This window comes from Hanstruepera ponticola (assembly GCF_002940745.1).
In the GTDB taxonomy this organism is placed as follows: domain Bacteria; phylum Bacteroidota; class Bacteroidia; order Flavobacteriales; family Flavobacteriaceae; genus Hanstruepera; species Hanstruepera ponticola.
Map to the genome: position 1 here is coordinate 2,192,891 of NZ_POTB01000001.1, position 16,298 is coordinate 2,209,188.

The 16,298-nt window shown below is 35.0% G+C and carries 9 protein-coding genes; 4 read left to right on the forward strand and 5 right to left on the reverse strand.

Going from position 1 to position 16,298, the window contains the following annotated elements; translation table 11 throughout:
* Window positions 1–9: 9 nt before the first annotated feature.
* The 5 genes from C1S72_RS09965 to C1S72_RS09985 are packed head-to-tail and all read right to left on the reverse strand — an operon-like array spanning window position 10 to window position 10,506.
* Window positions 10–2,874: an alpha-amylase family glycosyl hydrolase gene (locus tag C1S72_RS09965; protein WP_104735452.1), complete on the reverse strand. Its 2,865-nt coding sequence runs from the start codon at window positions 2,872–2,874 to the stop codon at window positions 10–12.
* 53 nt (window positions 2,875–2,927) lie between these two features.
* Window positions 2,928–4,757, reverse strand: coding sequence for a SusE domain-containing protein (locus tag C1S72_RS09970; RefSeq protein ID WP_104735453.1), 1,830 nt, complete (start codon window positions 4,755–4,757; stop codon window positions 2,928–2,930).
* Between the two features lie 7 nt (window positions 4,758–4,764).
* Complete coding sequence (locus C1S72_RS09975) at window positions 4,765–5,832, reverse strand: SusE domain-containing protein (protein WP_104735454.1); 1,068 nt, start codon at window positions 5,830–5,832, stop codon at window positions 4,765–4,767.
* 17 nt (window positions 5,833–5,849) lie between these two features.
* Entirely contained in the window at window positions 5,850–7,391 is a 1,542-nt protein-coding gene (locus tag C1S72_RS09980) for a RagB/SusD family nutrient uptake outer membrane protein (protein WP_104735455.1), read from the reverse strand.
* A gap of 10 nt (window positions 7,392–7,401) precedes the next feature.
* Window positions 7,402–10,506: a SusC/RagA family TonB-linked outer membrane protein gene (locus C1S72_RS09985; RefSeq protein ID WP_104735456.1), complete on the reverse strand. Its 3,105-nt coding sequence runs from the start codon at window positions 10,504–10,506 to the stop codon at window positions 7,402–7,404.
* 213 nt (window positions 10,507–10,719) lie between these two features.
* Between C1S72_RS09985 and C1S72_RS09990 the strand changes: the two genes are divergently transcribed.
* The 4 genes from C1S72_RS09990 (at window position 10,720) to C1S72_RS10005 (ending at window position 16,288) form a co-directional block, all read left to right on the forward strand.
* A complete protein-coding gene (locus C1S72_RS09990; RefSeq protein ID WP_104735457.1) occupies window positions 10,720–11,760 on the forward strand; it encodes a LacI family DNA-binding transcriptional regulator in 1,041 nt (346 codons plus the stop codon).
* A 129-nt stretch (window positions 11,761–11,889) separates the two neighbouring features.
* Entirely contained in the window at window positions 11,890–13,263 is a 1,374-nt protein-coding gene (locus C1S72_RS09995; protein WP_104735458.1) for an MFS transporter, read from the forward strand.
* Between the two features lie 2 nt (window positions 13,264–13,265).
* Window positions 13,266–13,925 (forward strand): beta-phosphoglucomutase, encoded by a 660-nt coding sequence (pgmB, locus tag C1S72_RS10000; protein WP_104735459.1) that lies wholly within the window; start codon window positions 13,266–13,268, stop codon window positions 13,923–13,925.
* Between the two features lie 56 nt (window positions 13,926–13,981).
* On the forward strand, window positions 13,982–16,288 hold the full coding sequence (locus tag C1S72_RS10005; RefSeq protein ID WP_104735460.1) for a glycoside hydrolase family 65 protein: 2,307 nt from the start codon (window positions 13,982–13,984) through the stop codon (window positions 16,286–16,288).
* Window positions 16,289–16,298 lie beyond the last annotated feature (10 nt).

The following is a 16,298-nucleotide window of genomic DNA, read 5'->3' on the forward strand; positions in this document are numbered from 1 at the left end:
TACGTGTTTTTAATTAATAATTAATTGTTTGGTTACTGAATTATAATTCGAATCTAATTTTACCAAGTATAATCCTTCAGATATTCTTGAAACATCAAATTCATGGTTCTTATCAAAACCACCTTGAAATTGAGAGATTAATTTACCAGTTGTATCATAAATAGTGACAACATCTACAGGCTGATTCACTTTAAATGAATTGTATGTCGGATTTGGATATATACTGATATCATTAACAGCTTGAAAATCGTCAACGCTTAATGTAGGCAGAACATTTCCATATATTCTGAATTCGCCAGGTGGAATATTAAAAGGAGCTGTGGTATTGGTTACATTAATAGAAGTGCTACCTGTATCATCCATTAAATCATACCAAGTCCCAGTGTAAGGGAAATCAGGTACAATATTTTGAGCAGTCACATCAAAATTTGCCATAATAACAACATTTTTCAATTGAGTGCTTGGAAGTGCATCATCCCAAATAAATATTCGGGGTGTTGTGTCTCCTGAATCTATAGAATAATTACCTTCAAAAACAGCTTCATTGATTTTAAGGGCATTTAATCTTGCCCAATCGTTATAGATTTGATTTCTATTGGCGTCACCAAGCCAATTATTAACCCATTGCGGTTGTGGCTTTGTGTCTAGTTTACAGTCGCCATCTGTTCCTCCAGGTTCATTTACTGTTCCATTATTGCATGTAAAAATGGAATTTTCCATCCCTAACTCTCCAAAATGCCAAATCATTTTAGGCCCTGGAATTGTTAGTGTCACGGCACCTAAAGCGGACATTCGCCCTAAAGCAGTATTTAGATCTCTAACATCGTAACCACCAGAATTATTGCCAAATTGAAGGTTTTTATACATTAATCGTTCTTCATCATGACTTTCAGCATAACCAACCAATCTTGGTGCTGCAAATCCTCTAGATTCATGACCCATTCTATTTATGTTAGAAGGATAGCCCATTGTAAGCTCATTATAATCATGGTTCATTATTCCCCACATCATGATGCCTTTGCCTTCTCCAATTCTGTAGTTAGCCCATTGCTGTTCTTCATTATCCTGACCTAAATGCTCAAAAATAACGTAATGATCAGGATCTAGATTCCATGAATAATCAGCGTAAGCCTTTAAAACATCAACACGATCTTGCTGATATGAGTTAGTACAACCCTCATCACTTCCCGAACAGTTTTGGGTAAATCCTTTTGTTAAGTCCCAACGAAATCCATCAATATTAAATTCTTCTACCCAATGCTGAACAACACGTTGTACATAATATTGCGTCATAGGCTGTTGATGGTTGAAGTCGTTACCAACATTATAACTATGCCTAGGAGATTGGTTAAAATATGGGTTTTCGCTACTTGGTCCACCCCAACCATCACCATCTGGATCATCCATCCACATACGTACCATTGGGTTTCTCCCAAATGCATGATTTAAAGCGATATCCAGAATAACTGCAATACCATTTTGATGGCATATATCAACAAACTCTTTGAATTTTGCTTCAGTGCCGTAAAATTTGTCAAGAGCCATATGAAAGGCTGTATTATAACCCCAACTTTCGTTGCCTTCGTACTCCATTATTGGCATTAATTGAATGGCATTTACATTTAAGTTTTTGAAATAGTCAATTTTGTCAATTAAATCTTGAAAGTTTCTATCTTCATCAAAATCTCTAATTAGAACCTCATAAATAATAAGATCTTCCTTTTTTGGTTTTTGAAAATCAGTGACTTGCCAATCATATTCTGTTTGTCCTGTTTGAAGTACAGTAACCTCACGTGATTGACCAGTAGGATATTCTGGTAAGTTTGGGTATGTTGTGGCAGGAATCCACGGATCATCAAAAGGCGATAAGACCAATGTAGAAAAAGGATCGGCAGTTTTGACTTCATTTGGAGAGTTACTAACTGGGTCATTGTCATAAATCCAGTACTGATACGTATATATTTCACCTGAATTAAGCCCAGTTAATTCTAACCAAAATTTTGAACTAGAATTATCCTTTTTCATTAAATGAGCACTGTAAGGATTCCAGCTATTAAAGCTTCCAGCCAAAAAGACAAAATCCTTGTTTGGAGCATCTATTACCAACGTAGCTTTAGAAGGGTCGTTGTTATCGTAATTTATACCATCAACAAGACCTGAAGGCAATTCTTCAGTAATTAAATTAACAATTACAATTTCAAAAGTAGCTTCGCCCGACTCAGTAAATCCAAAAGGTGTACCAACCACTCTTACTGTTCCAGATTCAGTAATATTGTTAAGCGTTGTTCCAAAATTTGGAAATCCTTGACCAGTAGCAACAGATACATTATTAAAAAACACTTCAAAATTACCTGCTTCTAAATCACCAGCAGATTCCATGTAAGCATTAATTGCTACATTATCACCAGATTCTAAAATAACAGTATTTGAAGTTGGATTATTAAAAAACACATTTACTGTTCCAACAAAATATGTTTCATCTTGAGACTGTAACTCGCCATCATCAGTTTTAACCAGCATGCCTATTTCAGTAATACCAGTGTCTCCATAGAAGGTTGTTGGAGTAAGTGAGAAAGTATAAGTTCCATCGCCATTATTTGTTAGCAATTGTGATTCATCTGAATTAGTCCATTGTCCATTAGTAGGAGAGTCTGATTGAACTCCATTAGAATCTTTATACCATGCCCACAGATATAAATTGGCTCCATTAGTACTTCCCCAAACTCCAGCATCTAAACCTGACACTGTAATGGTAATTTCTTGATCTTCATCAAAAGCACTAGGGTTTAACTCAAATAGCACATCATCTTGATCTGCTTGAGCTAGAATTAATGTGGGAAATAAAATAAAGAAAAATCGTAATAAATATTTCATATTTAATGTAATTAAAAAGGCTATGTTACAACATAGCCTTTTTTAAATTTTATTTATTGAATAGTTATAGTTTTGCTTACTGTATCTAAAGTTAAAGTATAAACTCCAGGTGTTCCAACAAATTCAAAATTGCTATCACCATCCATGGCGTTTACAAAATTACTATCAATGGTATAGCCTTCACCTTCATAATACGGGTAGTTAAAACTTGTTGGGCCCCAATCCTGCTGCGCAAAGAATCTAAAAGCACCGTTGGCAAAATTAACTTGTGCTGAATAAATACCAGCGCCTGTACATGGGAATTCTACTGGTGTATCCCAGCTCCAACCTGCATCTGCTATTCCAGCACCAACTAACCATAATTGGTCAAATTCGCATGCCGTTTGAGGTGGGCCTAACGTTATAGTTTTCGCAACAGTATCAACAGTCAAGAAATATTCTCCTGTTGTACCAATGAATGCAAAATTACTGTCCCCATCCATAGCGTTTGCGAAATTGCTGTCTATTGTATATCCATCATCAGCATAATATGGGTAATTGTAACTTGTTGGTCCCCAATCTTGTTGCGCAAAAAATCTAAAATTATTATCTGCACCACCATTATTCTGTAGGGTTACATTTCCTGAATATACACCGCTTCCAGAGCAAGGTAATTGAACTGGACTGTCCCAGCTCCAACCTGCATCAGGAACACCTGCACCAACCAACCAAAGTTGATCTAGTTCGCAGTTAGGACCTACTATAGGAGGCCCTAAAGTAATCGTTTTATTTTCAGTATCAATCTCTAAAAAATACTCTCCAGCAGTACCAACGAATTGGAAATTGCTATCGCCATCCATGGCATTTACTAAATCTTCATCAATGGTGTATCCTCTGCTTTCGTACCATGGGTAGTTAAAGCTTACAGGTCCCCAATCCATCTGGGCAAAAAATCTAAAATTACCACCATTGTCAGGAGATAAATTCACATTGCCAGAATAAACGGCTCCTTGTAAAACAAATTCTTCTGGAGAATCCCATCCCCAACCAGCATCAGGCATGCCTGCACCAACACCATAAATAATTGGCGGTAAAGCTGTTTCATAAGGAGTTACAGTTATCGTAATAAAATCAGAAATTCGTTCTAAATCACCACTAGCAGTTTCAATTACTGAACGCACTCTAATATCCATAGTTCCAGGCGTATCAGCTGCTAGTCCTAAATTAAGAGCAGCATCATTTAATTCGCCATGAGTAGTATCATCTGTTCTTTCAGAGGTAATATTTCCAATGTTTTCCACCACAGCAAAATCAGTGCCTGCAGCAGCAGCTTCTAGAAAGTAATTAATTGGCACTTGTGTATCATCTGAAAAATCAGGATCATCCCAAGTAACCGTTAAGGCATTTTCATCTTCAGTAACATCAGATAAAACAACAGCAAATGTATTATCAGGACTAGTAATCACTGGATTTGATTCTGGATAAGAACTTATTGCCAATGATATAGGTTCAGTGTATTGACCATTTGCATTAACCCTGAAGTATAACGATGTTTCTTCAAGTGCTGAAATCTCATAATCTAATAATATAGCATTTAAGTCTTCAACTGTTAAAGAAAAGGTGTTGCTTGAAGAAGCACCTAGAGGTACTGACTCTGTAAATTCTTCATTTGAAGACATTTCTACTGAATAACTATTGGAATTGGTTACATTATCCTCCCAAATAATTGTAAGTGCTATATTTTGCTCATTTTGACTATCTAAAAAGAGTGTGGCACCACTGTTTGGCGATACAATTGTAAATTTATCGTCTGGCGTAACAAATCCAAAGTCATTTTCGTCATTGCAATTAACAGCTACAAAGCATAGTGTTAATATTGATAATATTTTTAATAAATTTTTCATTGTTTAATTAGTTTAATATTAGAGAATAGCTGTACTCTCTTGGATTAGATAAGTCTAAAACAATTGTATAATTTCCAGATGTTGGAACGCCAATGTTATCACCACTAAACTCCATAGTTCCGTCTCCACCAGTGTCACCTAAATTAATTGTCCAATCATCGTTGACTCTGAATTTTAAACCATTATCAGGTGCTTCTTGAGCTACTAAATCTAAAGTTAGTCTTAATGTTCTAGTGGCAGGATCGTATATCATATCAGTATCACTGTCCCATCCTGTTGGTGTTGCGTTTCCAATTACTCCCCAACTATGTGCTTCGGCTGAATAGGTTAACAAATCTGTGTCAGCTTTAACTAAATAATAACCTGTGGTGGCGGTACAATTAACTTCATCATCTACTACTAAAAAGCCATTAAAATTACCGTTATCTCCCCAATCTGTATTACCCCATTCAAAGTCACCGGTTTGATTAGGTGCTACAAATTTATATTCACCGTCTAACCAAACATAGCCTTCATAATCAGTTTCACCAAAAGCTGATGAAGCTAATTGTGGCGCAGTTGGAGGATCCCATCCTTGATGATTTCCTGGAACAGCTATTCTAGGTAAATCTGTTGTGAATGGTGTGACCGAAATCGTTACAGTATCTGAATATTGTGGTAATTGACTTGGGTCACCTACTGTAGATTTAATTCTTATATCTACAGTATTTGATACAAATGGAGGTAAACCAAGTGAACTTACAACGGCATTGAAATCTGCAATATTCATTGTAAAATAGGTATTGCTTAATGTTGCAAGTGTTCTAGCTTCACTAAAATCCGTTCCGCTAGCAGCTATTTCAACAGAATAATCTATTCCGGTTGGCGTGCCGTAACTAGAGTGGTCCCAGCTAAAAGTAATAGCTATATTCGTTTGCTCTTCTAATGGATTCAGAATAAATTCTTGACCATTAGTTGGTGTGTTTATAACACTAGCTTCTTCTGAAGCAAGTGTTAATTTGTCATCATCATCTGAACAAGAGCCCAGAATTAAAGCTAAAGTAAAGAGATATGTTATTTTAAATATATTTTTCATTTTCTTCATTTTTTAGATTAATAACCTGGATTTTGTTGAAGATTAGGGTTCGCACTTAAAGCTTGTTCAGGAATAGGGAACAGGTTATAATGCACTGGAATTGATGCTCCATTTTGTACATTGCCTTTCCATGGCCATAAATAACTACTTCCAGTAAATTTTGCAAAACGTATTAAATCGGTTCTTCTATGACCTTCAAGATTTAATTCACGACCTCTTTCATCAATAATAAGATCTAAAGTTAATTCATTCATACTAATTGCTGCAGCAGAAGATCTAGTTCTAACAGCGTTTACAAGGGCTAATGCTTTCGACATATCAGCACCAGCAGCACCCCTTAAAGCACATTCAGCATACATAAGATTAGCATCTGCTAATCTATATAATGGAAAATCAGTACTTGAAAAAGAGGTGGTAGTATTAGAATTTGAATTAAATTCAGTGTTTCTAAATTTTATAGAAGGGTAACCATCTGTCCATTCTTTGTAATCAGTCATAACATAATTATGTCCATTTGTCCAAAACAATTCGGCACGTGCATCATTAGAAGTACCTAGGTCACCAAATAGACCATACCATGCTTCAGTAGCACGATGGCCTTGCCACCCTTCAGCCGCACCATAATCAGATAATGTCATGGTGTCAGAACTCAAATTACCGTTTACAATGTAAGTGGTATTACCAAAGCTTTGACTGTTTACAGCATCGGCTATTAGTGGGAAAATTATTTCAGGAGAACTGTCATTGTCCGCTGAAAAATTTTCTAAAAAATTATCGGCTAATTGATAGCCACCTTCATCTATTACAACATTTAAATAGGTTAAGGCTTGATCATATTTGTTTTCACCAATATATACTTCAGCATTAATATAAAGTTTTGCTAAAAGCATAGCTGCTACATATTTATTAGCACGACCATAACCATTGTCTGGCGACATGATTGGTTGTATTTCCAATAGTTCACCTTCCACAAATTCAAAAAGTTGTCTTCTAGTAGCTTCAGGAAGTGGATCGGTTTGATTTAGGTTTTCTTCAGTTACTAACACACCTTTACCAAAAGCATCTATTAAATAAAAGTAAGCTAATGATCTTAAGAATCGTGCCTCTGATAAAGCTTCCTCTGCGTCCGGAATATCTGTAGATGTATTCAAAATGCTAATAAGGTTATTACATTGTGGAATTGTGTAATAAGCTCTATTGTAGAGGTATCTAAAAAACTTATTGTTGGCATCCCAATTGGAAGCAGTGGTTAATTGATCTAAACCATCATCTCCCCATCTGTTTTTCATGCCATCCGCAGTAAAGTCCTGTAAATTAATAATCCCTCTTAAAAAAGGTGATTCTCCTGGGTCATCACTTATATCAGAACTTCCAGGGCCATTTGGACCTGAAAGCGCAAATGATGCATAAAGTCTTGATACAATACCTTCAATAGCATTTGGGTCTTCGGCTAAAATTTCCTCTAATGACAATTCTACTTTAGGTTCCGTATCTAAATCAGCAGTACATGACACCAGTGTCAGTAATAAAATTCCTGTTAATAATAATATTTTTTTCATAGTCTATTTTTTAAAAGTCAAAATTAACACCTAATGTAAAGGTGGTAGGTCTTGGATAGAAATCACGATCGATGCCTCCAAAATTTTGAGGATCCATACCATCATAGTCAGTGATGGTAAATGGGTTTGTTACAGCGCCATACATTCTGACATTACCATTCTTTATCATATCATTAAAAGTGTAACCCAATACAAGGTTATTGCATCTCAAGAATGTGGCATCCTCTAAATAATAATCTGAAAATTGGATATTTCCATTCACATTCTCGAATGCTGGGTCTGCTGCTCCGTTGTAAAAATTCAATGCATTAGTAATACTATTGTTATTTGCTGGAACGACAGATTCAGTAAACCCAAAATTCATTTTATTAAAGTTGTAGAGATTTCCACCAACTTGCCCTATAAACCCAGAGGAGAAATCCCAATTTTTATAAGCAAAATTTAAACCAAATCCATATGTCCAGTTAGGCGCTATTTGTACATGGTACCTATCATCATCATTAATGACATTATCACCGTTTAAATCAGCAAAAGCACCAGGAATAGGATTACCATTGCTATCATACATTTGCTTAAATACAGATGCGCTTTGAGCTTGTTGACCAACAACATCACTTAATAAAAAGGCACCTGTGCCTCTTAAACTACCGCCTCTGTTAATATCTGCTTGACCACCGATATCAGTAATTTCATTATATACATAACTCAAGTTACCATTTAAAGATACGGAAAAATCATCAGTTTGAACAGCATTCAGTATTAGGTTTAATTCAAAACCTTTACCTTCTATTTCACCAACATTTTTTATAAAAGTATCTGAAAACCCTTGACCAGGTGGAACATTTACTTGTGCTAACAAATCTTCAGTAAATCGTTTGTATATATCAAATGAACCCGCAATAAGATTGTTTTTAAAGAAACTAAAATCAACTCCTAAATTGTAGGTGGTCGTTTTTTCCCAAGTTAGATCTGGATTGAAAGGCAATGCAGAATAGAGACCTGCTCCTGGTAGGTACTGGCTATTATTCCCACCTGCAGTAAACAACGGAGTTGTTGGATAGTATCCAACTGCATATGAAATATCTTGTTGACCTGTTCTACCCCAGCCAACTCTAATTTTTAAATCGTTAACAAAATTCAGATTTTCCATAAAATCTTCACTAGTCACTTTCCAAGCAAAGGCAGCTGCTGGGAAAAAGCCCCAAGCATCTGCATCCCAAACATCATCGGCTACAAAAAGAGATGAAGCGTCTGCCCTTAATGAAAATGTAAACAGATACCTATCTAAAAGATCCACATTGGCTCTTCCAAAGAACGATTGTAAATTCATGACATTGTAATAACGATTGTTTGGGTTACTTTGATTAAATGTTTCGAAACGCAAACCAGTATCATTGTCATAATCATATAGATCTTTATTGCCGTCATTTTTGAAGTTTTGATAGGAATACCCAGCTTGAACATCAAATTTACTTACAAACTTGTCGTCATATGATTTTGTGTATTGAACAAAAGCATCTAAAGTTGTATTGGTAAGATGTTGATGTTCTTGATAGTGAATACCAGGATTAAATACATAATTTGTATTAATATCAGAATCTGAACTATCAAATCTGTAAGTTGCAGCAGCATTATCAAAATAACGCTCCTTAATAGTTGATTGAGACGCGTCTAATCCTAAATTAACAACTGCTCGTAATCCAGGTAGAAAATCAAAAGAATAATCTAGTTCTAAATTCCCAAGAAAACGTGTTGTACGTTCAGGACGTTCACGCTGTTCTAAAAGGGCCAATGGGTTCCATTGACCATCAAGGATTAAACGGTTTCCATCAACGTTAGTATTAAAGTAATAACCGCCAAAACGATTATCAGATGCATTATTGTAAACCGGTTTTGTAGGGTCAAATGTCAAAGAACCACCTAAAGCACCACCAGCATCTACCGAATTTTTATCGGCATAAGTAGCTTTGGCATTTAAAGTCACTTTTAAATTATCATCTAAAAATCTTGGTGATAAATTAATCGCAGCGGTTACACGCTCATAATCATCGGTCTTTACTACGCCTTCTGCGTTTGTATATCCAATAGAACCTCTAAAAGGTAATTTCCCAAATAAATTGGCTCTCGCATTAAAGTTTGTATTTGATGTAAATGCTGTCCTTAAAACATTATCTCTCCAATCAGTATCATAAATGGCACGAGGTCCGCCTGGCGTGTTAATTATTTGTGATATGGATTCACTAGTTTGGACGGAACCAATTGGGACACCTAATTTATCAACTAAATCTGGGTGGTATTCTTGAATAAATCTTACATAAGTATCGCTATCCATCATATCCAAACCTTCACCAGCACTATTAACAGAAACATCAGTCGAGAAATTAAATTGCGGTTCGCCAGAAGTTCCTTTCTTTGTAGTAATGATTATCACACCATTGGAGGCTCTAGAACCATAAATAGCTGTGGCTGATGCATCCTTTAAAATAGAGAAACTCTCTACATCGTTAGGGTTAACTAAAGATAAAGGGTTGCTCACACCAGCTGGATTAATATTTGATAACGGCACACCATCTATAACGATAAGCGGATCGTTATTTCCACTTAATGATGACCCTCCTCTAATTCGGATATTTGGAGCAGCATCTGGTTGCCCTCCAGCATTCGTGATTCTAACTCCTGCCACTTTACCATTGATTAACTGGTCAGTTGATACAATGTTACCTTTGTTAAAATCGTCGTCGGTTACTAATGATACGGAACCTGTTGCATCTTCCTTTTTGATACTACCGTAACCAATAACAACCACCTCGTCCAGTTGAGCGGCATCTTCGTCTAGTGCAATGTCAAGATTTGCTTCACCATTATAGGTGATTTCTTTGGTAATATATCCTATATAGGAAAATACTAATACATCTCCGTTACTTGCTTGTATTTGATAGTTGCCGTCAAAATCTGTTGCAGTACCAGTTGTAGTACCCTTTATTATGACATTTACTCCAGGTAAAGGCAATGAAGAAGATTGTTCGGTTACTGTTCCTGTTACCAAATTTTGACCAAACATAAAAGTTGGTAAAATAAATAGCAAAAACAGCACGCTATTAATTGTTGTTTTCATATAAAGCTTTTGAATTAGTCTTAATTATATTCGTTATATTTCCACTTCTCGATGTTAAATCTATGTAAATATTATGTAAAAAAAAGCTGTGAGATTGCGATATTCGCAGCGAAAACGTTTTCGTGTTAACAACTTTTTAAGAAATTCATTATTTGAAGCAGAAAAGTACTGCAAAACGCTAATTTGACTTATATTTATTGAATAAATTGAACTATGAAAAGAAAGATTACCCTCAAACAAATTGCTCGTGAATTAGATGTGTCTATTTCCACTGTTTCTAAAGCCTTGAGAAATAGTAAAGAAATTAGTGAAGATACAAGGGAGAAGGTTCAGGCTTTTGCTAAACTTTACAATTACCGACCTAACAATATAGCATTAAGCTTAAAGAATAGAAAAACAAAAACCATTGGGATAATCATACCTGAAATTGTACATCATTTCTTTTCTAAAGTGATTAGCGGTATAGAATTGGTAGCCAATAAGCGTGGTTATAATGTTATTGTTGGATTGTCTAATGAGTCTTTTGATAAAGAGGTCATTAACATGGAAATGCTTGCCAATGGCAGTATTGATGGGTTTATACTCTCTATTGCTAAACAAACATTACAGCAACAAGATTATCATCATTTTAGCGAAACCATCAGCCAAGGTATGCCTATTGTTATGTTTGATCGCGTTATAAACGACATACAATGTGATAAAGTTATTGTGGATGACGTTCAAGGAGCTAAAAAAGCAGTAAATAAGCTTGTAGAAAATGGTTGTAAAACCATAGCTATTATAACTACAAAAGACTATGTAAGTGTTGGTAAATTGAGAACCCAAGGTTATTTAGAGGCATTGGATGAAAATAAAATTCATCCAGAAGCTAGCTTAATTTTAAAAGTAGATGATAAATTGGTTTCTGAAGATTATTTGGATATTTTAGAACGAGAAATAGAGCAACTTTTTCAAACTAATAAAAAAATGGATGGTATTTTTGCTGTCAATGAGTTGTATGCTATTACTGCTATGAAAGTTGCCAGAAAGCAAAATAAGAAGATACCTGATGATATTCAAGTTATTGGTTTTACGGATGGTGTGTTGTCTAAACATGCTACACCAAGTTTGACAACTGTAAGTCAACACGGACAAGAAATTGGTGAAAAGGCAGCAGAATTATTGATTCACAAGCTTGAACATGAAGAAGAGGAAGAGCATTATCAAACAGTTGTAATTGAAACCGAATTGATTGAGCGAGAATCAACAAAATAAAATTTAACGCGGCATATTTAAAATCTTTTATATATTTACAGCCGAATCAAAACTTATATTTTCACTTCTCACAATAAGTTTTGATAAGTAAATGGCTTGTCAAAATAGTATTAATTTAATTATACTATTATGAAAAAGCGTACCCTCGGTTTTTGGGAAATTTGGAACATGAGTTTCGGTTTTCTAGGAATTCAGTTCGGTTTTGCATTGCAAGGAGGCTTTATGTCTCGAATTTTTCAAACACTAGGCGCAGAGAAAGATGCAATTCCATTATTATGGATCGCAGCTCCACTTACAGGTCTATTAGTGCAACCAGTCATTGGTTATTTGAGTGATAGAACTTGGCACCCTAAACTAGGAAGGCGACGACCTTATTTTTTAATTGGAGCCATTTTAAGTTCCCTAGCCTTATTTTTTGTTCCGCACTCCCCAGCCTTATGGGTAGCTGCAGGTTTTTTGTGGATTTTAGATGCGTCTATAAATATTTCAATGGAGCCTTTTAGGGCCTTGGTGGCCGATAAGCTGCCACAATCACAACGTTCTTATGGTTTTGTTGTTCAAACTTTAATAATCGGAATAGGTACTTGGGTTGCCAGTAACTTACCATGGATGGTGTCACAACTGGGTGTAAGTAATTCGGCCGATTCTGGGGTTGTGCCCATGTCTGTTAAGGTTGCATTTGCCATAGGTGCTTTTGTGTTTTTAGCTAGTATTTTATACACTATTTTCACCACTACTGAATATCCGCCAGAGGATATGGAAGAATTTGAGAAGGAAAAGGCTAAAAAAAATCAATTCATTCCAGATATATTAAATAATATTGGAAATATGCCTTTGACTATGAAGAAATTGGGAGTTATTCAGTTTTTTTCATGGTTTGCATTTTTTACTATGTGGAGTTTGGCAAATCCTGCGCTTACTGAACATGTGTTTAAAACACCGGCTCCTATTGAGTCTTCATATGATATGACAATTTCCGCACAAGCAGATGCTTTCAATATTGCGAATACCGCTTTTCAAGAATCCTCAAATGCTGTAGGTTCCGCTATGGGCGTTTATGGATTATCTTCAATGGCTTTTGCTTTGTTACTTACGTTTTATACATCAAAAAGACGTATTAACCGAAAACTCGTTCACATGTTTTCTTTAATGCTCGGTGGTTTAGGGTTCTTACTTATGTACTACACCTCACCTGAACATTTAAAATATTGCTTTGTATTAATAGGTTTTGCGTGGGGAAGTATTCTCTCTATGCCATACGCCATGCTTTCCAGTTCTGTTGACCCAAAAAAAATGGGAGTTATCATGGGAATATTCAACATGTTTATTGTTATTCCTCAAATTATAGCAGCATTGGGTGGTATTAATTATGTGTCTGGTTTATTAGGTGAAGAGTCCATTAATGCCATGACAGTCGCGGGAATAAGTTTAATTATTGCAGGATTATGCAATCTGTTAATTACAAATAAAAATGCCATTACCTATCAGGCAGAAGATATATAAAAATGAATAAAAAAGGATTCATATTTGATTTAGATGGTGTTATAGTTGATACCGCAAAATATCATTTTTTAGCATGGCAAAAATTGGCTAAAAGCATTGATGTTGATTTTACTGAAGCCGAAAATGAACAATTAAAAGGTGTTAGCCGAGTAAAATCACTTGAAAAAATCCTAGAATGGGGAAATAAGTCCATTTCAGAAGACGAATTTATGAAGCTGATGGCTTTAAAAAATAACGATTATTTAAGCTACATTAATGAAATGGATGAAAATGAAATTCTTCCAGATGTTTCACGTGTGTTAAACTTTTTAATTGATGCCAACCAAGGTATTTCATTAGGATCAGCTAGTAAAAATGCGCGAACAATTCTTAAAAAAGTAAATTTATATAACAGTTTTGAGGCTATCGTCGATGGTAATGATGTTATAAAAGGAAAGCCTAACCCAGAAGTGTTTTTAAAAGCTGCAAAAGCATTAAATATTAGTCCGGTTGACTGTATCGTTTTTGAAGATTCTGTAGCTGGAATTCAAGCGGCTAATGCGGCCAATATGATAAGTATTGGAGTTGGCGAAAAAGATGTTTTAAACCAAGCCGATTATGTTTTCAAAGATTTTACAGAGTTAGAAAACAGTTTTTTAAATAAGCTGATAAAAAATAAATAATAAAGAAGTAATTGTTTTCAATTGAATATGAAAACATTTTTAGAATATTAAATAGAATGAATTTAGAGTATATAAAACCAGATGAGTGGTCTATTATTGAAGAAGGTTTCAATCCAGACCATGTAAAAGCTTCAGAAAGCATCTTTAGCATTGGTAATGGTGCTATGGGTCAGCGTGCTAATTTTGAAGAGCATTATTCTGGAGCAACATTTCAAGGAAGTTATATTGCAGGGGTATATTATCCAGATAAAACTCGAGTGGGATGGTGGAAAAATGGTTATCCAGAATATTTTGCGAAAGTACTTAATGCACCTAGTTGGATAGGAATAAACGTTAAGATTAATGGTGAAAACCTCGATTTGTTTTCCTGTGAAAATGTTCAAGATTTTAAGCGTGAGCTCAATATGAAGGAAGGTTGGCTATCTAGAAGTTTTACAACTACCCTAAAAAATGGCCTTATTGTAAAGGTTGAAAGTAAACGTTTCTTGAGTTTAGAATTGGATGAGATTGGAGCCATTAATTATCAAGTGACATTAGTTAATGGCGATGCCAAAATAACATACCAACCTTATATAGATTCTGATATTCATAATGAAGACACGAATTGGGAAGATAAATTCTGGGATACCCAAAATGTAAGCCATCAAAATCATCAAGCTTTTATTAATGCCAAAACCATGAAAACACATTTTAATACATGTACTTTCATGGAATCGAAATTGTTTATCAATAATAAGCCTATTATTATTGAACCTTTTATTAAAGCAGACGCCAATAGCGCGTTGTTTAGTTATGAGCACGACGTTAAACAAGGGGAGACTTACAGCATCCATAAGTTTGGTGGCTATACAGTGGATAGAAATCATGATAAAGATCAACTTATTTACGCTGCAAAGTCTGTATTGGCAAAGGCAACAAATTTAGGGTTTGATGAAATGCTTGAAAATCAAAAACAAGCATGGCAGAACATCTGGAATTTAGCAGATATTTCAATTGAAGGCGATATAAAAGCACAACAAGCAATCCGATTTAATATTTTTCAACTCAATCAAACCTATCTCGGAAAGGATTCTCGGTTAAATATCGGTCCAAAAGGTTTTACTGGTGAGAAATATGGTGGAAGCACCTACTGGGATACTGAAGCGTATTGTATTCCATTTTATATGGCTACAAAAGATCAGAAAGTTGCAAGAGCCTTATTGGAATACCGATATAATCATCTAGAAAAAGCCATTGAAAATGCTCAGAAACTTGGTTTTAAAAATGGTGCGGCATTATATCCTATGGTTACTATGAATGGAGAGGAATGTCATAATGAATGGGAAATTACATTTGAAGAAATCCATAGAAATGGTGCAATTGCTTTTGCTATATATAATTATTACCGCTACACAAATGACTACAGTTATATCCCGGAAAAAGGATTAGAAGTATTAATTGGAATTGCAAGGTTTTGGTATCAACGTGCAAATTTTTCAAAGGATAAGAATCAATATGTTATTTTGGGTGTGACCGGACCCAATGAATATGAAAACAACGTTAATAACAACTGGTACACCAATTATATAGCGAAGTGGTGCATTGAATATACCTTGGAGAATATTCAGAAAATAGAATCTGAATTTGCCAATGATTACACGCGTATAATGAACAAGACTCAGTTATCAAAAGCCGAAATTAAGGAATGGAAAAACGTGTCTAATAACATGTACTTTCCATATTCTGAACAATACAAGGTTTATCTGCAACAAGATGGATTTTTAGATAAAGAATTAATTACGGTTTCAGATTTAGATCCTTCTCAAAGACCAATTAATCAGAAATGGTCATGGGACCGTATATTACGTTCACCATACATTAAACAAGCCGATGTACTTCAGGGGTTTTATTTTTTTGAAGACCATTTTAGTGTCGAAGAATTAGAAAAACATTTCGACTTTTACGAACCGTTTACAGTTCATGAAAGTTCGTTGTCTCCTTGTGTACATAGCATACAAGCTGCTAAATTAGATCGCATGGATCAGGCTTATACATTTTATTTACGAACCTCACGATTGGATTTAGACGATTATAATCATGAAGTAGAAGAAGGTTTACACATTACCTCAATGGCAGGAACATGGATGAGCATTGTTGAAGGTTTTGGCGGCATGCGAGTAAAGGATAACACCTTGTCATTTGAGCCAAAAATCCCCAAACAATGGAAAGCCTATTCGTTTAAAATAAACTTTAGAAATCAAATAGTAAAAGTGAATGTCTGTCAAAATGAAACATATTTTGAAATTGAGGGGAATTCGGATTTAAATATTTTAGTCCATGATAAGCTAATAACTATTTCACCAAACAATTTGGTTAAGGTATAAATTTAATAGT